23 protein-coding genes and 1 pseudogene are annotated in these 17,720 nt (G+C 41.8%); 6 read left to right on the top strand and 18 right to left on the bottom strand.

The features are described 5' to 3' along the window. Positions 1–40 precede the first annotated feature (40 nt). Complete coding sequence (locus ADS79_RS07600) at positions 41–418, top strand: hypothetical protein (RefSeq protein WP_049737802.1); 378 nt, start codon at positions 41–43, stop codon at positions 416–418. Between the two features lie 327 nt (positions 419–745). Here the strand turns inward: ADS79_RS07600 and ADS79_RS07595 are convergent, their stop codons facing one another. Together ADS79_RS07595 and ADS79_RS07590 are read right to left on the bottom strand one after the other, a co-directional pair. Further along, the gene (locus tag ADS79_RS07595; protein WP_049737801.1) at positions 746–982 is read right to left on the bottom strand and encodes a hypothetical protein; all 237 of its coding nucleotides are present in this window, start codon (positions 980–982) and stop codon (positions 746–748) included. A gap of 123 nt (positions 983–1,105) precedes the next feature. Continuing rightward, positions 1,106–1,684: a hypothetical protein gene (locus ADS79_RS07590; protein WP_236699908.1), complete on the bottom strand. Its 579-nt coding sequence runs from the start codon at positions 1,682–1,684 to the stop codon at positions 1,106–1,108. A 473-nt stretch (positions 1,685–2,157) separates the two neighbouring features. Here ADS79_RS07590 and ADS79_RS07585 point away from each other — a divergent pair, with 473 nt between their 5' ends. From ADS79_RS07585 to ADS79_RS36595, 4 genes are all read left to right on the top strand, one after another. Next, positions 2,158–2,568, top strand: coding sequence for a hypothetical protein (locus tag ADS79_RS07585; RefSeq protein WP_049737799.1), 411 nt, complete (start codon positions 2,158–2,160; stop codon positions 2,566–2,568). Positions 2,569–3,562: 994 nt separating this feature from the next. Beyond that, a complete protein-coding gene (locus tag ADS79_RS07580) occupies positions 3,563–3,817 on the top strand; it encodes a hypothetical protein (RefSeq protein WP_049737798.1) in 255 nt (84 codons plus the stop codon). Between the two features lie 281 nt (positions 3,818–4,098). Beyond that, complete coding sequence (locus ADS79_RS07575) at positions 4,099–4,434, top strand: hypothetical protein (protein ID WP_049737797.1); 336 nt, start codon at positions 4,099–4,101, stop codon at positions 4,432–4,434. A 291-nt stretch (positions 4,435–4,725) separates the two neighbouring features. Further along, positions 4,726–4,947 (top strand): hemoblobin-interacting domain-containing protein, encoded by a 222-nt coding sequence (locus ADS79_RS36595; RefSeq protein WP_049737796.1) that lies wholly within the window; start codon positions 4,726–4,728, stop codon positions 4,945–4,947. A 432-nt stretch (positions 4,948–5,379) separates the two neighbouring features. Here the strand turns inward: ADS79_RS36595 and ADS79_RS36535 are convergent. The 5 genes and pseudogenes from ADS79_RS36535 to ADS79_RS07550 all read right to left on the bottom strand — a co-directional run. After that, positions 5,380–5,466 (bottom strand): annotated as a pseudogene (locus ADS79_RS36535) (helix-turn-helix transcriptional regulator); the annotation flags it as partial. Positions 5,467–5,554: 88 nt separating this feature from the next. After that, positions 5,555–7,015 (bottom strand): recombinase family protein, encoded by a 1,461-nt coding sequence (locus ADS79_RS07565; RefSeq protein WP_049737795.1) that lies wholly within the window; start codon positions 7,013–7,015, stop codon positions 5,555–5,557. A 168-nt stretch (positions 7,016–7,183) separates the two neighbouring features. After that, complete coding sequence (locus ADS79_RS07560; protein ID WP_049737794.1) at positions 7,184–7,774, bottom strand: hypothetical protein; 591 nt, start codon at positions 7,772–7,774, stop codon at positions 7,184–7,186. A gap of 96 nt (positions 7,775–7,870) precedes the next feature. Beyond that, positions 7,871–8,233 carry a YolD-like family protein gene (locus tag ADS79_RS07555; RefSeq protein ID WP_307725631.1) on the bottom strand — a complete coding sequence of 121 codons (363 nt, stop codon included), beginning with the start codon at positions 8,231–8,233 and terminating at the stop codon, positions 7,871–7,873. Continuing rightward, positions 8,206–8,436, bottom strand: a complete 231-nt coding sequence (locus tag ADS79_RS07550) for a LexA family transcriptional regulator (RefSeq protein ID WP_049737792.1) — start codon at positions 8,434–8,436, stop codon at positions 8,206–8,208. The genes ADS79_RS07555 and ADS79_RS07550 overlap by 28 nt, the downstream gene beginning before the upstream one ends. A gap of 211 nt (positions 8,437–8,647) precedes the next feature. On the opposite strand from ADS79_RS07550, the gene ADS79_RS07545 reads away from it, so the two are divergent. After that, a complete protein-coding gene (locus ADS79_RS07545; RefSeq protein WP_049737791.1) occupies positions 8,648–9,670 on the top strand; it encodes a M57 family metalloprotease in 1,023 nt (340 codons plus the stop codon). 110 nt (positions 9,671–9,780) lie between these two features. Here ADS79_RS07545 and ADS79_RS07540 read toward each other — a convergent pair whose 3' ends face one another. The 11 genes from ADS79_RS07540 to ADS79_RS07485 form a co-directional block, all read right to left on the bottom strand. After that, the gene (locus tag ADS79_RS07540; RefSeq protein ID WP_049737790.1) at positions 9,781–10,467 is read right to left on the bottom strand and encodes a glycoside hydrolase family 73 protein; all 687 of its coding nucleotides are present in this window, start codon (positions 10,465–10,467) and stop codon (positions 9,781–9,783) included. Continuing rightward, positions 10,464–10,862 (bottom strand): phage holin family protein, encoded by a 399-nt coding sequence (locus ADS79_RS07535; RefSeq protein ID WP_049737789.1) that lies wholly within the window; start codon positions 10,860–10,862, stop codon positions 10,464–10,466. Before ADS79_RS07535 ends, ADS79_RS07540 begins: the two co-directional genes overlap by 4 nt. A 107-nt stretch (positions 10,863–10,969) precedes the next feature. Beyond that, positions 10,970–12,034: a C1 family peptidase gene (locus ADS79_RS07530; protein WP_049737788.1), complete on the bottom strand. Its 1,065-nt coding sequence runs from the start codon at positions 12,032–12,034 to the stop codon at positions 10,970–10,972. Positions 12,035–12,117: 83 nt separating this feature from the next. Next, positions 12,118–12,252: a CD1375 family protein gene (locus tag ADS79_RS36385; RefSeq protein ID WP_255323555.1), complete on the bottom strand. Its 135-nt coding sequence runs from the start codon at positions 12,250–12,252 to the stop codon at positions 12,118–12,120. Positions 12,253–12,337: 85 nt separating this feature from the next. Next, a complete protein-coding gene (locus ADS79_RS07520; protein WP_049737786.1) occupies positions 12,338–12,691 on the bottom strand; it encodes a hypothetical protein in 354 nt (117 codons plus the stop codon). Between the two features lie 1,370 nt (positions 12,692–14,061). After that, complete coding sequence (locus ADS79_RS07510; RefSeq protein ID WP_049737784.1) at positions 14,062–14,703, bottom strand: DUF2612 domain-containing protein; 642 nt, start codon at positions 14,701–14,703, stop codon at positions 14,062–14,064. Further along, complete coding sequence (locus tag ADS79_RS07505) at positions 14,700–15,878, bottom strand: baseplate J/gp47 family protein (protein ID WP_049737783.1); 1,179 nt, start codon at positions 15,876–15,878, stop codon at positions 14,700–14,702. Before ADS79_RS07505 ends, ADS79_RS07510 begins: the two co-directional genes overlap by 4 nt. After that, the gene (locus ADS79_RS07500) at positions 15,871–16,230 is read right to left on the bottom strand and encodes a contractile injection system sheath initiator (RefSeq protein WP_049737782.1); all 360 of its coding nucleotides are present in this window, start codon (positions 16,228–16,230) and stop codon (positions 15,871–15,873) included. Before ADS79_RS07500 ends, ADS79_RS07505 begins: the two co-directional genes overlap by 8 nt. Continuing rightward, positions 16,218–16,610, bottom strand: a complete 393-nt coding sequence (locus ADS79_RS07495; protein ID WP_049737781.1) for a Gp138 family membrane-puncturing spike protein — start codon at positions 16,608–16,610, stop codon at positions 16,218–16,220. The genes ADS79_RS07500 and ADS79_RS07495 overlap by 13 nt, the downstream gene beginning before the upstream one ends. Then, positions 16,607–17,401, bottom strand: coding sequence for a phage protein (locus ADS79_RS07490; RefSeq protein WP_049737780.1), 795 nt, complete (start codon positions 17,399–17,401; stop codon positions 16,607–16,609). The genes ADS79_RS07495 and ADS79_RS07490 overlap by 4 nt, the downstream gene beginning before the upstream one ends. After that, positions 17,391–17,714, bottom strand: coding sequence for a phage baseplate plug family protein (locus ADS79_RS07485; protein WP_049737779.1), 324 nt, complete (start codon positions 17,712–17,714; stop codon positions 17,391–17,393). Before ADS79_RS07485 ends, ADS79_RS07490 begins: the two co-directional genes overlap by 11 nt. Positions 17,715–17,720 lie beyond the last annotated feature (6 nt).

Here is a 17,720-nt window from a genome sequence, read left to right as displayed (position 1 = left end):
TGTATAATATTCCCAAAAACATTGTGAGGACTAAACCCTAATGAAGCAGTTTTTAATTATTTTCGTGCTCTTATCATTCCAACTATCTGCATGCAATGACTCTTCCATCCGCAAAGAATTGTATGATGATTCACTGAAATACTACAATTTGCTAAACGAAAGAGTAATGGCGATAGAGACATACACCGAAGAAGACAAGAAGAATCTTAAGGCGTATGATGAAAAGTATACCGCCATGTTACAGGATCTTAGTAAAGATGAGAGGGCACTCTCAGCCTATATAATCAGCATGGATAGGTCAGTTGAAATAATTAGCGAAACATATTTGATTCTTGATAAAAAAGATCTGAAAGAATCGGTCAATGAGTTTGTAAGAGTAAAAATGGAAGCAGCAAAGCTTTTAGGTGCAGATATTTAATCGATTCCATCAACGTATCAGGCCACTCGACAAGAGTGGTTTTCTTTTTAAATAAATTGAAACGGACATACTCAAACATAACGACTTATCATATTAACTATTTTGTTAAATCTTCAATTCAGCCTGATTTCTCCAAGGTTAAATCAGGCCCTCTATGAGTCCCAAATATGGTTCTAGGTAAAGGCACGATATCCTCGATCTCTTTTTCTTCTGCCACTTCTTGTCTACGAAAGAAAAGTCTCCACCCCCGCATGTACCGAGTTTAATGCTTTTACTTCTGTTTTCATGAATAATTCCTCCAACATTATTATTTTTGATGAAATTGTTTCATACGTTCACTCGCAGCCTGCCTTTGTTCAGCAGTTGATTGCTTTTTAGCTTCCACTTCCCAGCGATTAACCGTAGCTCACCATCCGCGCCCGGCGCCTCCTCTTTCCAGTAATGGACGCCACCGATCTTCCGAAGCTTGTTCATATGACGCGGCACGCAGCTGTATACAGTCCAGGTATCAGAGATGTATTTATACACGCATGTCGTTTCTTTCTCGTCGTTTGAATAGGACACGTTTCCCCCCAATCTTCGCTGAATTCGTGACTAACTAATCATGAAATTCTGAACGACTAGTTCGTGGTAGATGATTGTAGCCAACTAAATGTACAGCTTCCGTTTCGTGATTATTTAATTGGGTTAAATGGTTGCTTTTTTGCGAGTCTTCTTCTTTTTCTCAGGCGGATTGAGTACGGAAGACAGAACTTCAAGCTGGAACTGGTGGTATTTATGGACTAGGTTGTCTGTATTATGCATGCAAATACCTTCCGCGACCTTAGCTAATACAAACGCGTCCGTTACGTTGTCGCTGCCATTCTCGAATCCCCAGCGCTTTAGCACTTGCTTGGAAACCTCGATCTTGTCCGCTTTGATTGCCTTACCCTCTGGTCCCCTGTTACCTGTTGCACCGCAGAATTTTTTAAGAGCCATGGAAGCTACTTCGAAATATTTGAAACCTTTTCGATGTAATGCCATTCTTACTCCCCAGCCGATTCCACCAAGCTGGATAGCCTGCTGCGAAGAAAACCCAAATCCTTCGATGCAAATGATATCCCCTGTCTGTTCGTGTTCCATGATTTCGTCAACCAGTGTGGTCATTCGCAATGGGTCCTTGCTTCCGATACCATTGAGTTCTTTCCTTCGAAGTACGTCACCTTGTTTGTCCAACGCGACAAATCCTGTTTTGGTAGACGGATCTATTCCAACAAAGCGCATCATTTCTATCTCCTCTACTCCCGAAATATTGTGTTAAATGCCTTCTAGCGACAATTCATACAAAAGGCTTCGCTGAGTAAAGTCTTTTTCAGCACGGATTAGCGACCAAATAAGATGGAGGGATAAATAAAGTTCCACATGAAAGGATACTACTAGGGCGGTAGTGCCTCCTCAATTCCGGTTTGTTTATTCTTTGTTTATTGCATCATGATATATTGAGGATGCCCATTGTAAGATTATCCCGAAAGGAGTTCTTATTATCCGTTGATGGAACGCCGTATGCGCTGAAAGGCGCCCGTACGGTGTAGGCTCGAATGAAAACCTTCCTATATAGAAGGAGATAAGTCGAGAATAGCGTAACAACCGTAATACTCACGCCAGGATCTGTAGGTACAGCTGAAAATACAAAGATTACAGGATTAACAGCTGGCACAATCTACAAGGTTACTGTAGATCCAACAGGATCTGCAACTGTATTGTATACACTAGCGAATGGTGCGTTGACTTCAGATGCTACTTCAAAAGCAGCACTATCGGGAATGGAGATCATAGGACTAACGAATGGCACAACTTATAAAGTTGAAGAAGCTTTACTAGGAACTTTAATGAGTAACCCAACAGCTGTAACCGAAGGCTTCTATTGGGGAAATATAACCTTAAGCCTCGATGGAGACACTTTCAAAGGTTTTAATTGGAATCATGTCGTATTTGGTGGAGACTTTTCAGGTTTAATAGTAAGTGGTGCCCAATCGGTAAGCGATACTGAGGTAATCTTAGTTAGTGTGAACGGCAATATCGTCCGAAATTCAGGCGAAGGAACGATAACCATTAAGGGAGCTGTATTGAACGGCGGCTCTGATTTAACTGTAAAAATAGCAGTAAATTAGGTGCCTGTCTCCACTAGGTATTTTCGAAAGTGTCCTACCTCACAATAGGTAGGGCACTTTGCTTTTGAGTACGCATTACAAAACTTTATGAAATCTCGCTGCATTTCTTCTCCCTTAACACGTCAGCAGTATTCTCTTCTCCATCTGATAACTTCATCAAAAAGGAATCCGACACACTTATGCACATGGGTGGTAATTTTGTCCTTTTCTTGTTCCATTTCGTATGCTATCTGATCAAATAGCGCAATGTTTTGGCAGCATTCATCATTTTCCCTCCCCCTTCTTACCTAAAATTTCCTCCTTCTGAATGAAATCCTCTGCCATTATGTCATCCCACCAACCAATTGAATTGACGTAGCTTCCACACTTCTCGCAAGTGTACCCGGCCCTGCCGGACCAGCCTGGCTGGCGATGATTGCAGTCTACACACGTGAGTATAATTTTCGCCCTTTGTCTTCAATCAATTGCAACCACCTCATTTCTCACAATTTCTCTTTTGTTAAGCTGTGATTCCCAATATGATACAATTGGTTTTGAGGTGTTAAATAATGAGATTATTTATCCTATTCGTCAGTAGCATAATGATCTGTTCTGTCGGTGTTTATCGCCTTTTGACTGAACCAATGTCATTCATTCCAGTTCTATTTGCCGTATGCGGTTTTGTTGGTGTAGTAGGTGCATTTTTCAGAATTAAACGGAAGTAATGTTTTGTTAAATCAGCTTTTTGAAAACAGGATCACAGAAACTTATAACTTTAGTTAGCAGACAGTAAAACTGGGATGGTGTAACCTTACGTTTGCCCATTGTTAAACTATCTTTCTTATCTGTTGATGGAACGCCGTGTGCGATGAAAATCGCCCGCACGGTGTAGGCTCGAACGAAAACCCTCAAAAAGAGAAGGGAATAAGTCGAGAATAGCACACCTACTGTAATTACTGGTCCCTTACAGAACACCCCCCCAGTAAATGGACTAAAAGGTGATACTGGAAAACATGTGAAGTGGGGCAAGTACACGTATTGGGCGTATTCAACGCTTAATAATGACGACAAATTGATTGTTGTCGCTTTTGATTCCGATGGTATCGAAGTGCAGCGTTGGGAAAAATCAGGCTATCGGTATGCAAAAGACATTGAAGTCGATGAGCAAAATCAAAAGATAACGTTCATTATGAGACAAAGCAATTATGGTAATGAAGTTGATGGATTCTATCCTGTTTCTTTTAACTGGGATGAATTGCGAATCCACTAGTCATCCATACTTTCCATCAACAGCCCTCGGGATTACCCGAGGGTGTTTTTTCAATTACCGCTCTGTTTACCTTTCATTTAACAAATCGATTGGTTTGTAAAACTCTTTTACTGATGATTCTGTCGAAAAAATCATATGTAAGTAAGGACATATGAGCGGTATATTTGCTTGCCCATTGTAAATTTTCTTTCTTCTTCGTTGATGGAACGCCGTGTGCGATGAAAGTCGCCCGCACGGTGTAGGCTCGAACGAAAACCCTCAAACACAGAAGGGAATAAGTCGTGAATAGCTACCCTGATCCAACCGTTATTACCGGTACTATCCCACAAGTAGTTGGATTAAAGAGCCATACTTCTAAGCTGGTGCGGTGGGACCAATATTCGTATTACGCATTAACACCAGAAAACAATGATTATTACTTGATTGTTATCGCTTTTGATTCCGATGGCATCGAAGTAAAGCGCTGGCAAAAATCGGACTATCGTTATGCAAAAGACATTGAAATCGATGAGCAAAATCAAAAGATAACGTTCATTATGAAACAAAGCAATTATGGAAATGAAAATGATGGTTTCTATCCTGTATCCTTTGACTGGAATGAATTACGAATCCACTAGTCATCCATACTTTCCATCCACGGCCCTCGGGATTACCCGAGGGTGTTTTTTTCAATTACCGTTTTGTACAACTCAATGTTCTGTTGTTCAGTCTCAAACTAGTCTCACATTTGTCTCAAATACACTTTTCATGGGTCTTTTGTATTACAATCAATTTGCCCATTGTAACTTTTATTCTTATCTGTTTATGGAACGCCGTGTGCGATGAAAGTCACCTGCACGGTGTAGGCTCGAATGAAAACCCTCAAAAATAGAAGGGAATAAGTCGAGAATAGCGGAATAACTCCTCCAATGTTGACAAAAACTAGTGGAAGTCAGCAGAATCTAAAATTATCATTTCCTGATGATGCAGCGTGGAGACAGTCTATTACTTCAGTACTTGTTGGTAATTATGCACTGAGACCAGGTATGGATTACGTAATTGCGAACGGTACCATTTTGTTTACAGCTGCTTGGGATCCACAACTGATAAAAATCATCGCTACCGGTTATAAAGATGCAGTAGTAAATTGATTCACAAAATTAAATAATCATCAATGGCTCTTGGGAGATATCCCGGGGGTTTTTTACACACCTGTTGGATTCCTTTCCCCTATCCAAAATAACTATTTTGTTAAATCTTCAATTCAGCCTGATTTCTCGAAGGTTAAATCAGGCCCTCTATGAGTCCCAAATATGGTTCTAGGTAAAGTCACGATATCCTCGTTCTCTTTTTCTTTTGCCACTTCTTGTCTACGAAAGAATAGTCTCCACCCGATGTACCGAGTTTACTAGGTTTCAAAGCCAGCTCTTCTCTTTCATCTCCTCTGATCCCTGTACTTAGCCCATGCCCTCATACATTCCACTACATGCGATTACATATGTACACTCTCCCTTTTCCCACTCCAAAATAAAAAACCCTCCCTTCCGACCAGGGGAAGAAAAGGGAGGCTGGGTGGACTGGGCTCAAATCTCTAGTTCACCAAGTCGAACGAGTTCGACTACTGCCTGAGATCGACCTTTGACACCTAATTTTTGCATGACATTCCTTATGCGTACCTTTTGCAAATGAAAAATTCAACGAAATGTAAGGTCCAAATCGACCGNCATTCCTTATGCGTACCTTTTGCAAATGAAAAATTCAACGAAATGTAAGGTCCAAATCGACCGTTCCATTTTCGCAGATGACAATTTGCTTAATTAAATTACGAAAGGCTGTATACAGGTCCTGTTCTTGATTATCCAAAGCCTTAAATGCTTCTTTTGCAGACCGAATGCTACTTTCTGCGCTGTGCTGATTCTCCAAAAGATATATCCGATCCTCAAGGTTATTTATCGCATGATCAATTTCACGACGTTTCTCTTCAAATTCGTTTTTCTCAATCAGTTGTTCTAAATAAAGATCCAAGAGTCCTGACTTTTTCGTTTTCTGCTGCTGTAGTTGCTTTTGTAAAACAGCAAGATCTTCACTTCTCCGTTTTTCAAAATCGCTGCTAAAATTCAAATGCAGGTCTTTCCCTTCTTGTTGAAGCTGATTGATGATCAATGCTCTGAATTCTCCGTACCGAATTGGAGCATGATTAACACATCCGTCTTGTGCCGCCCTTCGGTATTGACTGCATTTGAGATACTGCCAGCTTGATCTACTGCCGTCCTTTTTCTTCTTCCATGATTGTACTATCACCATGTTGGAGCCGCATACTGCACATTTCGCTAGACCGCGAAATTCATTCCAAGGAGTTATTTTCGTTCTCTCTGCTTTTTCCACCTTGTTATTGGCTTTTTCCCAAGTCGCCCTATCAACAATCTCAGGATGATGGTTGCGGAAAATGATCCATTGCTCCTCTGGATTCCTGACTTGTTTTTTGTGTCCCCCGATTTTCACATTCGAGTATTGATTCATTACAAAGTCACCACAATATAGTGGATTGTGAATAATTCGATGTATTGAAGTTATTTGCCAAACGCGGGCTGACTTCGGAGATATCCCCATCGAGTTGAGTTCCTTCACAATTCGCTTATAACCCCATCCCTGGTTATACCACTCAAAAATTTGGCTAATTGTTTTCGCTTCATCAGGATTGATGAGCAGTTTTCCATCTTCTTTGTCATATCCGTAAGGAGTTTTTCCAATGTGTTCGCCTCTTCGAACCTTGGCGGCCAACGCTGCTGAAACCCCTGCGGATAGCGTCCGACTATACTGAGCTGCAAAAAGACTCCATAGCTCAAAGGCCATATCATTTTTTCCAGCTTTTTCAGAGTCATAGCCCTCTTCGACTGAGATGATTCTTACATGATGACCCTGTAAAACCTCCCTGATCTCCAACGAGTCTTTTAAATCACGAGCTAGCCGAGAAATGGATTTAAACACAACCATGTTGATCTCTTTTTTTCTGGCTTTTTCCAGAATTAACTGAATGGCTGGACGCTCCAGGAACAGCGTTCCACTTATCCCCTCGTCTTTATAAATGCAGTTATCGTCCCACTCATATCCACTGCGTTCAAGCCAGTTTCTGCATATGTCAATTTGGTTCTCTATTGACGAAATCTGCTCGTCTTTGTCAGTGGAGATACGCGCATAAACAGCATAATCTTTTGCCATTGTTTATCTCCCTTTGGTTTGCAATTGGTTCACTTGAACTGATTGTATCATAAGACAACCTCCTCTTCGCTATCCCCTAATTGGTAATTGTGGATTCCATTAAATTCGAACTGAGCTAACAAAAAAAGCCTCTTTTAGAGGAGAGGCTTTTTCAAAATCATTTTGTCGTTATTTAACAAATTTCTCTATATATTTCTTTCTCTCGTCTTTCGTGAAGAACTTATTAACTATTTCATTCCGCCATTTTTCATTAGACTTATCAGCATGTATTTCACTTAGATTTACCTTAAAATAATCTTCAGTTGTTGCTCTGTCCACCTCAATCAAGTGTGCTTTTTCATGATTCAATGTTAATTTTACTTTGTTTAATTCAGGGAACTCTCTTAACAAACGGATTGGTTCCTCCATTAAAGTTTTATTAACAGCGTCACCGGAACCCCAATATCCATTAAAATCATCTTTAGTTATTGTTGAGTCAGGCTTTGACTTTTTTAATGAATCGTAATCCGCATATGTAATAATAGCTTCATTTTGATTTACAATTTCAGCTTCCGTAATAAACGTCCCGCCTTTGAGTTTAGTAGCGTACTCTTTAAATCTATTCACTTCATCCGCGGACATCGCTTTTACTTCAGGTGCTGGGGTGGGTGCAGAAGTAGCTGTTGTGACTGTTGCTGGAGTTACACTCTCTGAAGTTGCAGCGCTACAGCCAGTAAGAATAGTGCCTAGAGTTAGTGCAATAATTGATGCTTTTTTCACTTTGAAATCCCCCTGTTCTTTTTATAGCACTACCACCATAATCCATAATCTTACATTGAACAAGAACAACAAATTGACAAATATCGACAAATTCAACTAGGAAATAACACACGTAATGCTATCGATACTAATCCACTGACTATCCGCATCATTTATCAACTTGATTCTCCTGCCGTTTTGATCGATCCATTTGACCGTTCCCCACATGCTACAGATAGTACCACGCTCACCTTTAACAGCCTTCCACCACTTTACTGTTATTGCGTAATCCTCACATGCAGAATCACGGATTATGTAGTGGAAAGACTCCAATTCATCTTGTTCAATTACTAGCATGGGCACAAGCTTATCGTCTTCTTTCATCTGCAGATACATAGCACGCTGTTCCGGCAACACAAATCGAATTGAAAACGGATTTTCTATTCTACTCGTCATCTGCCCGTCGCCTTTCGCTCCCACGCCTCTAACACCTCGATTTTATCCGGCTCCGACCGCTGCCACTCGATATACTCTTCGCTCGCCAGCACGTCAAGCACTGTCATGATCCCGCCGCGACTTTGGCCCGTCTTTACGCATAATTCGTCCACACTAGGAGTCCTGCGCCTGCCTGCCGAATAATTTCCGATCACCCGAAGGACTTTTCGCTCAATATCAGACAACATATTGTTCACCACTTTATCAAAAATAAACAAGAACATTTGTTTGTATTATATGCGAACGATTACGAACGTGTAAATAAAAAACAATCTTCGTGATATGAGAATAACAAAATACATATTCCCAATAAATCCATGTTCAGGATATAATCCTTGTTATTACATAATTTTCTAATTATACTAAACGTTGTACTATTTTATAATAGGAGGAGAAATAATGAAGAGAATAATCACAGTTGCTGCATTGTTAGGTATTCTTTCAATACCAAGTCATTCGTTTGCTTACAATGTATTGGGTAATAAATTTAGTGACAATGATTTTTACTACAAATTAGAAGGTACCTTCCCATCCAAATACTCTGGTCCCTTACAGGCTGCTGTAGATTCATGGAATGACACTAATACGCCAATATCCTTTATTAAATCAGGAATTGATGAATTAATTGAAGTTCATTTTGAGGTTCCTGCCAGTTATGGGAACACTTCTTGGGACGGGATGAATGCTGTTTCAGGACCATCTGGTGGTTATTATACATATGCCAGCATTATTATCAATACTGATCTATTAAACTATGCTAACTTTGATTATATAAAAGGACTTTATGGACATGAGATGGGACATGTAATGGGACTCGATCATGTTTATGACAAAACACAGATCATGTGTACTACTGCTAATGGGCGAAAAGTCTATGTTCCTGGCAGTGATGATATTGACGGAATAAATTATTTATATGGACAATCCTATAGTAATGTAAATCCTTCAGTTACACTTACAGATGCAGATTCAGTCCGTTATAGTGGACATCTAGTCAAGAATTATGAGACGGCTGATGAATTAAAAAAGGATGCTGATCTCGTCTTAGAAATAGAAGCAACCGACAGCAGCAGCTTAGAATATAAAAATATTGTATTCACTTTAATAAATGCAAAAGTTAAAAAGGAATTCAAAGCCGGTAAGAAATTTAAGGATAAAGAGATAAAAATATTAGAAACAGGTGGCTATTACGAGGGTAAGAATTATCTTTTCGAAGATAATGAGGTATTAAAAGAAGGGGATAAAACCATTGTATTCCTTAAAAAGTACGAAGGCCCGATTGCCGATGATGCATACGTAATTCTAGGTGCATATCAAGGTAAATTTAACCTCGATAAAAACGGAAATATAAAAGAAAGCAAGAAATTAGATGGCCGTTTATCAGAAATAAACAATATGAATGACTTACAATTGGACGAATAGTTCTAATCCCTTCATCATTAGATGAAGGGATTATTTTGTAGTCTTTTTGCAATGTTTATTACAGATCACGTTTATTTCAGGGGATAGCATCTTTCTCCTATGAGGGCATTTTACTTCTGCAGTCTTTTATCAGTTGCACGGTCAAGCAGTGTAAACACCAACCACGGCAATTCCTCAAGAACACTTTTCGGGTCGTCTATTAGTCGCTGTTTCCATGTCTCAGGATCGTTTAGCAATCCTTTTACAGCCAGGCTGTCAATTGCATTTAGGCCTGCTTCACGCGCCCAGTCCTCCAGTTTCAATGCTGCTTCTTTATCCACAGAGTTGTCAGACTTATCAACATCGAACTTGTGTAACTCGTACTTCTCAATCAGGCTTATCAGCTTCTGAGGATATGCTGGATCGGTAGCATACCCACCATCTTTGATCTTCTGGCAAGCTGTCTTGTAATCAGCTCCAAGGACTCCGTGGTATCGAGTAGGCTTGTCCCGCGTACCGTTTAGGATCAAGGCAGAGTGATCTGCAATCGACTCCGCCCAAGAATTGTACTTCCGGAAATTAGCGTTCGTTGTGATCGGTTTCCCACCAACATATTCCGTTGTCGGCATCGATACGCTACCGGCCGTTCCGTTACCTTTAATACCGAACAGATTGTTAGCTTTAGCAGTCAGTCCACTCATTCCCCAGTTGCTCTCTAAAATGGCTTGAGCAATCGTCAGCGATGCAGGGACTCGTGTCTTTTTCATATCCCCCACTGCTGCAGGCGCTATCTTGGCTATAAACTCTTGTTGGGTCATCGCTGCGTCTCTCCCTTCCCTTTTAATACTTCTACAGCACGTTTGATTAACTCAGGGACTGGCAGACCAATACGCCCAGCGCTCTCGATGATGGAAAGCAGCTCGTTGGCTAGATAAAAGAAGATCGTCGCATCACGAATAAAGTTTTGGTCACCTAAAGCAACGTCCACAAGGTGTGCCACTGCAACCATACCGAAAATGAAAACCTTGCGAGCAATACCGATAAGTCCGACTTTGCTTTTCAGCTTGCCTTCAACCCCAGCAGCTATAAGTCCACTTGCAAAGTCAAAAATGACGAACGCAACCAGGACGCTGAGCAGTGCTGGCCAGCCACCAAATAAGAATGTAACTGCTGCACTTCCACCCGCAAACGCGACCTTGTAAAATCCCTCCATATGCTCTCTTCCTCTCTCCCTTGGTGGGCAATAAAAATAGCCCCGCTAGGAACGAGGCAAACTGGTAGTCTTGGTGTAAAATTTGATTCTGAACACTATCTCTTGTACTAGGCCCTTTTATAGCCTTTAGTGAGCCAATAGGATAATTCTTTCTCTTTAAGCCAAGCAATTTTTAGATCAGGTGTGTAGCATTTGACAGTTTTATCCCCGTCTTTATCCACTCCCTCTTTAATCGCTTTCAGTCTGTTAACATCTGTTGTTGTAACATCAGTAGGAAGCTTGTACCCTTTTTGGAGCATCTCATCTAAGGAGCTAATAAAGATCATTACTTCCCCACCTGTAGGAGCGAAAACAAGAATTGTTGGCTCTCCTGTACTACCTGTTCCGAAATATTTACTCTTGTCAGGAAGTATTTGATCCGTGATACTCCAAATCTCAAAAGCACCATAGTTTGGATTCACCATGATTTCAAAGGGAATATACAGGTAGCCATTATCATAAGAACCTCGTCCGTAGCTATTTAAAATGATAAAAGTATTATCCTCCCTCCAGCCTACAATTGTCATCTGGTGTTCGCCTGTAATCCACGCATCCCGTTTTGGAGGAGTTGCAATATTATTGTTTAATCCAAGAGGCTTCTCATACTCTGAATACACTTTCATTCCAAAAGTAACTGGCCCCAGTGTCATTAACGCAAGTCGAATTTCATCTACGGTTGTGAGTCTTGCATAAGCACTAATCCTATATGGTGCAGCTTTATCTGCAAGTAGTTGTTCCTTACCAGAAAATTTACTCCTAATGGCAGGGTACTCGATGTTATAGGGGAAGTCGGTTTGTAAAACAACTCCTACTTTAACCAACTGATTTAATGCTTCTCTTAAATGCATTCCAGTTCCTTGATAATCACTAGGGAGGCGGTTCCCATAAATGAATCCGGGGGAAAACTCCTTAAAAACGCCGCTCTGCTTTGCCTCTACGATCTCTCTGCAATATGCCAATGAGTGTCCTGCGCAAGATCCAATATCCATTTGATTTTTTATCGTTCCGTTATATGGAATGCGAAAACTTGTTGGGAAAGTGGTGATAGTAGCATTCGTCAATTTTTTGATGTTGTAATCCCTATCATCCTTCGGTGATGGAATTACTCCTGTTTGGATAAAAAATGTATTCATTGATATTCTCCTCTCATCTTCTGAAAAAATTGAGAGCCTTTGCTCTCGCGGAATAAAAAAGCCCTCTCCACTTGGAAAGAGCGTTACGCCAAAGGCTTACCGTCCGTTCCCAGACCCATAGCCTTAAGATCAGCTTTTACGTCATCCTGCAAATTTACGGGAATCTGATCAAATGTGCGACGGCCATTAACAATCAAGCTTACGCATACCATTACCATCGTGAATTCACCTCCTTTCAAGCATAAAAAAATAAGCCATATCCATAGTCGTTGAAGCATGTTCCATGCCTCCTTCTATGCGGGCTTATGTCAGTGGTCCAGTGACCATTTCGTATAGTTGTAATACGGCTTCTTGTGTATCTAGGTTTGCCTTTTTATTTTCCTCTGTGGAAATTTCTACCTGAGTGATTCTCTCATTATCTGGCAGTGGAATATCGACATATTCATACCACGTTTCTTTCGTCTGCGGGTTGAAGTAAAGTTTTGCATCCTTGCCTAGTGGCCTTTCCCTTTGTGGCAAAGCGTCGATAAAAACACCTGTTAATGAAAGTTCGTCCGCTGTTTTTCCTAATCCTTCGTTGGGATCGAGTGGTTTGTAATGAATAAAGGTGACTAACGCCCTTGCTTCTGTTTCCTTCTCAAACTGAATATAGACCATGGAAAGCGCCCCCTTCTTTTATACAAAAATCAGCCATTCTAAATCATAGATTTGTATCTCACTCCGCGCATTGAAAATTAGCCGCCCGTTTTTTGTTATACCAAGCGCTCTTGGGCTTGATGAAGCATTAAGCACGCTAAGAGTTGTTCGTCGGGATAGATCGTCATTAAGTGCAATCAAAATACCGTTAGAAGCATTGTCGTCTGCAACATATATATTATCATTTTCGTCTTTTACGAGACTTGTAGCATACCTGAATCCAGGTGCCATTGCAAAACTGATTAAGTTTTTATCAGTCTTATAAAAAGCTCCTCCGCCTCCAGAATAAATGGTTCCATCCTTCGTAACTACGCCTTTATCGATAAGTTTTGCCGTTGTACTGCTANAATTATCCTGCGAATCTAACACTGCATCCTGGATGAATTCAGGCAAAGTGCTGCTCCATGCAATAACACCGTTGCTTTGTGCCCTCTTTTCAAGCACCTTATTGGCGGAATCACTCGTCATGTAAATATAAGCGTCAAATTTATCAGGGATATATATCCGTGATTCCACATTCCCTGGCCCAGTCCAGGAATATGTTTTTGTCCAAATTGGATTGCCTACTTTTACGTTTCGTAGTTTAGTTGGGTATTGTCTTACCGAACCAGATACCCCAAAAATAGATTTACCCAACAAAATGTTTGCGGGAATCAAATTGGCGTCACCTTTCACATAACCTGCACCGTTGTGATACCCGTTTGCAATAGTTTGGTTTGCTGTACTTGGTGTAATGATAACTGCGCTTCGATCTGGCATTGTACCCGTTTGATCTCCGGAATCATTGGAGAATGTTTTTCCTACCAGTACATCACTCGGGTTTGCGTTTCCTGCCCCCCCTTCACCCTGTAAGATAAAATTTCCTGTTGTGGTATTGTATCGGAATGTATAAATCCCGTCTTTTTTCAGATTGGTTGCATCAAGTCCATTTGCTTTTTTCAACGACTTTGCACCCAACCCGTTTACATTGATCGTTGCCGATCCAGCGCTTGCGTTCGCATGAATTTTCAACGCTATAGCCATGCCATCTGTATAAGCAGTAGGTGCAGGGTTAAATGTAACGGTATAAGCATTGACTGTCCCTGCTGTAACGCCATAGAGAGGATGCTTGGTAAGATCACTTGCATGACCATCAAAAATGGTTTTCTCAGCTGCCTTGGATTGTAACTCTTTGAGAGCGAGATAGGCTTTATTAAATAACCAGTTAAAATAACCGGCTGGTGGCTTGTCGCCGGGGTCCCACCCGGCTGTTTTTTTGCTCTCTGGCGGCTCTGTTCCAGGCGCATACCATTCAGGAAGTTTTTCATTATAGGACACGGAAATCACTCCTTTTAAATCGGTAGATCAGTATCGTCGGAAGGAGTGTATGCATAGCCAAGCGTTCCTCCAGAAGTCCCTTCCAAATTGGAGAAGCCTCGATTTACATCAATTTCGGTCTCACTTCCACTGGCAAATTCAAACGTACCTGTAAGCTCAATCTCCCTTACACGCACGCCAGCTACTACTGTTTTTTGAACCATTCGAACAAACTGTCCTGGCGGTAATCCAGCTTGATTAATCGCTTCGATAGGAAGTTTAATTACGCTAATTCCTGCTGGCTCCGGATCAACAGGATCATTCCATGTCTCTTTGATTTCAATATTGCTAGGATCGGTACTCAGTGCAAGCGACAGGATGCGAATGATCGTGTTGATGTCCCCAGTTGAGAGATTCCGCGCAATTTTGGATTTCAGGAGAATTCGGTAAACTTCATCCGTTGCAACGCCTCGTGGCTGGTTGACGATCGTACCGATCTTGTCCAGTGTAGTTCCTTCAGCTTGATCAATGTCCCGCCATGCGCGAATACGGTCATGCGTCTCTTCCAGCTGCCTGATTTGATCCGCCAAAATGGTGAAGAGTTTTCCTAGATTGCTGTTTGGCCTCTTCGTAAATACATCCGTTAGTTTTCGCAGAAAATCTTTTGCAGTGATCATGATTGAATCACCACACTAATGCGGTCAAAGGATGTCTGCGCTACTTCACTCGGCTGAATCACGATGTTGCTTTGTGTCCAGGTAGTACCGCCATTTTTGCTTATCTCAACCTTCAAATCGGTGATGCCTTCCACTTCTGTGCGCACAGCAACAAGAGCAGAATGGATAACACTCTCCCCCAGATTTAATCCGGTATAGATAATCCCATCTTCATCCTCTCCGCCAACATATTTGATAGAGGCTGTTTTGATCAACGAGGCTCCGTTGGATGGAAATGTGTTTGATCGGGTGACAGTTATCCGTAAATGAATGTATACTTCCGTTGCATAACTAAACTTCATGGTATGTTCAAAACCAGCTTCGTCTTTCACAACCACACTTTGGTTGCCATATGGCTCAATACCGCCAGCTTTGTTTTCAAAGATGGCTTGAGCAATCTCGTTTGGCTCCCCGCCGAGCACATAAACTTGGACTGATTTAGGTGGTCTGCCTGCAGTATCGGCTGTATTTTTATAATTTTCCACTACAGCAGCAGCTCGCACACCTGTAACCTCTAGCATTGCCTTTCGAATCGCTGGGACAGTCGCTTTCCCTCGACCTTCCGTAGAGATGGAAAAACGGTCCCTGAATTCTTGGGCCGACTCAAGGTTACGACCTTTCCTGGTCGGAATGGGATTGGTGACGCTTGTGATGTTTCCGTTCGGATTGACAATGGTTGCAATGGCGTTTGCTGGTCGGTTGCCAGATGTACCGGGTTCAACCGCTTTTATCACAACGGTTCCAGAACCATTATCCCCCAGAGTGACGATCTCAGTTGTTTCAAAAACCACCTTTTTATCCGAAGCACGAAAACCCTTCTCGACGGTATATCCAGGTGTGCCTGTTATGGTCAGTAATCCAGTTGCGTACCCTGCCTGTAACCGTGTAATCCCCGAGTATGGCCCCAATCGGAAAAGGCTGGCTCCTTGGGCTGTATGAGGGTAAGCGCTATTGTAGACATCTTCTGTATTTTGCCAGAGTATGGAGAGAAACCATGCAAACAGCCTTAAAATAATCCCTAATGGTGATCGTTCATACGTGTTGACCTTCTCTCCAAATGCTTCTTGTGCTTTGGCTTCCATCTCCTCAAAGAGGTCGGCAAAACGCTTGCGTTTAAAGCCTTTTTCATCAAGCATGGAGGGTCACCACCTCGTTGATCAGGGCTCCATCGATCGCTGTCGCTTGGAAGCGTACTTCCAGCTCTCTTTTTTTACGGTCAATAGAAAAATCAATGGATTCCACTGTTTTTATGCGCGGTTCTTGGAATAAGCCTTGCCGTATTTCTTCCCGCATTTCTTCTTCAGACTGTTTTTTGTCAAGAAAGGCCATGAACCTAATGCCCATTTGTGGATTGAGAAACCACTCGTTTTTGTTGGTGCCGAGTGTTATGGCGGCACACTGGGCTATTTCTTCTGGTCCCTCAATCGTTAGCAGCTCACCATCTTCGTCAAAAGCTAAGTCTCCATTAACCAGCTTTAAAGAGAGCATGGGAACACCCCCACGATCACAGCATCGTTTCGATCATGAATTCTTTTACTACTTGGTTGGGTTACTGCTCCTGTTAGTGCATCCCGAATCTGTCTGTCAGCACATACAACATAGACCACATCCCCATTTTCTAATTCAGGAAAATGGATATCAGGAGGTCTATCGATACTGACAAATTTTTTCATCCCTAGCGCTTGAACATTTTGGATAGGTGTTGGTGGATCCTCAGAAAATTGGATCAACGGTTGAACCACGGCAATTCCTTTTTCTTTGTTGTAAGAAAGGATACTACAAGGGAAGGCAACATTGATCTCAGCTAGTCGTTTCTTGACGAGTCCATCAATCAGTTTGGCTAAGTCGCCTGAGGGATCAGGTGTCATGGTAAAATCGCCTCCACATCTGTCATAAAATCACCTGTTCGACTAAACGTATGGGTACCACTGCGGACATGGACACGCCCTTCAAAATCCTTGCATTTCAGATCGACAACCGATGCAGTAGTGATCCGGTACTGCAGTTGGGACTTGATGCGATACCCCTTAAATTTTTCTTCCTCAAACGGTTCTGAGGAGCCAATGAGTCCTGTCCCTTTTGAAAGAGCAAAGACGTCATCAGCTCCCCTTCTCAGGTTGCGAATATACACTTTCCCTTTGTTGATGTAAGCTGATGTCCCGCAATCTTTCGCTACCTTACCGATGATATCCGTTACTTCCCCACTTGCTGTGTATCCCTCTTCATAGCGATAATCCTGGTTGAGCTCAAACTGAGCGATTGGCAACCCTAATTGTCCAACCATTTGTTTCAAAATGTAGCTCGCTAGGGTCCCCTCTGCATAGGTGATGTCCTTTACCTTACGTTTGGAAAGGTCTTGAGAATCCAGCACATGGATGCTTGTAACCGCATCTACTCCCTCACGTTTGGTGAGCACACTGGATACAAAACCATGGAGAATTACGCCCACATCTCCACGGTAGCCAGCATTGATCATAAGTGTCTCGTTTCGTTTGATCCGGCTGATCGTGTCTTTCGACAAGTTCCATAGCTTGATTTCGCTTTCGTTTGGCAAAAGATCATTGTCAAAGGGGATCGTGCCTTCTATTGCGTATTTGTCCATCGAAAACAACATGTTACTAACCATTACTTCTACTACTCTGCCGAAATTATTCGCCATTTTCTTCACCTTCAAGCACATACAAAAATACGGTTTCTCCAAGTGATGACCATGTTACTTCCTGGTCGCTACCTGATACATCGAACGGGATCAATTCAGCCTTTGGAAAACGACCATCCATGCAATCCCCAAAAAGAGGAACACCGTAGACCAATTTGACTCCTGTTGCCAGAACAGTTCCTTCACGTTCCAAATCAACGGTAAAGAAGTCATATTCGCTGTTGTAATGGACTTCAAATGTAAAAACCGTATCGCTAAGAGGTATCTCAAAACGATACGGTATGAGGTCTTTTTCGATCTCGATGAACTCCATAGCCTC

The sequence above is a fragment of the Brevibacillus reuszeri genome (genome assembly GCF_001187725.1).
GTDB lineage: Bacteria > Bacillota > Bacilli > Brevibacillales > Brevibacillaceae > Brevibacillus > Brevibacillus reuszeri.
This window is presented reverse-complemented; position numbering and strand designations above follow the sequence as displayed.

What these genes read in the sequence shown, in the direction of transcription:
- ADS79_RS07600 (WP_049737802.1), top strand. Translation starts at nt 41, where the DNA reads ATGAAGCAGTTTTTAATTATTTTCGTGCTCTTATCATTCCAACTATCT.
- ADS79_RS07590 (WP_236699908.1), bottom strand. Translation starts at nt 1,684, where the DNA reads ATGATGCGCTTTGTTGGAATAGATCCGTCTACCAAAACAGGATTTGTC.
- ADS79_RS36595 (WP_049737796.1), top strand. Translation starts at nt 4,726, where the DNA reads ATGTTGACAAAAACTAGTGGAAGTCAGCAGAATCTAAAATTATCATTT.
- ADS79_RS07565 (WP_049737795.1), bottom strand. Translation starts at nt 7,015, where the DNA reads ATGGCAAAAGATTATGCTGTTTATGCGCGTATCTCCACTGACAAAGAC.
- ADS79_RS07550 (WP_049737792.1), bottom strand. Translation starts at nt 8,436, where the DNA reads ATGTTGTCTGATATTGAGCGAAAAGTCCTTCGGGTGATCGGAAATTAT.
- ADS79_RS07545 (WP_049737791.1), top strand. Translation starts at nt 8,648, where the DNA reads ATGAAGAGAATAATCACAGTTGCTGCATTGTTAGGTATTCTTTCAATA.
- ADS79_RS07540 (WP_049737790.1), bottom strand. Translation starts at nt 10,467, where the DNA reads ATGACCCAACAAGAGTTTATAGCCAAGATAGCGCCTGCAGCAGTGGGG.
- ADS79_RS07535 (WP_049737789.1), bottom strand. Translation starts at nt 10,862, where the DNA reads ATGGAGGGATTTTACAAGGTCGCGTTTGCGGGTGGAAGTGCAGCAGTT.
- ADS79_RS07530 (WP_049737788.1), bottom strand. Translation starts at nt 12,034, where the DNA reads ATGAATACATTTTTTATCCAAACAGGAGTAATTCCATCACCGAAGGAT.
- ADS79_RS36385 (WP_255323555.1), bottom strand. Translation starts at nt 12,252, where the DNA reads ATGGTAATGGTATGCGTAAGCTTGATTGTTAATGGCCGTCGCACATTT.
- ADS79_RS07520 (WP_049737786.1), bottom strand. Translation starts at nt 12,691, where the DNA reads ATGGTCTATATTCAGTTTGAGAAGGAAACAGAAGCAAGGGCGTTAGTC.
- ADS79_RS07510 (WP_049737784.1), bottom strand. Translation starts at nt 14,703, where the DNA reads ATGATCACTGCAAAAGATTTTCTGCGAAAACTAACGGATGTATTTACG.
- ADS79_RS07505 (WP_049737783.1), bottom strand. Translation starts at nt 15,878, where the DNA reads ATGCTTGATGAAAAAGGCTTTAAACGCAAGCGTTTTGCCGACCTCTTT.
- ADS79_RS07500 (WP_049737782.1), bottom strand. Translation starts at nt 16,230, where the DNA reads ATGCTCTCTTTAAAGCTGGTTAATGGAGACTTAGCTTTTGACGAAGAT.
- ADS79_RS07495 (WP_049737781.1), bottom strand. Translation starts at nt 16,610, where the DNA reads ATGACACCTGATCCCTCAGGCGACTTAGCCAAACTGATTGATGGACTC.
- ADS79_RS07490 (WP_049737780.1), bottom strand. Translation starts at nt 17,401, where the DNA reads ATGGCGAATAATTTCGGCAGAGTAGTAGAAGTAATGGTTAGTAACATG.
- ADS79_RS07485 (WP_049737779.1), bottom strand. Translation starts at nt 17,714, where the DNA reads ATGGAGTTCATCGAGATCGAAAAAGACCTCATACCGTATCGTTTTGAG.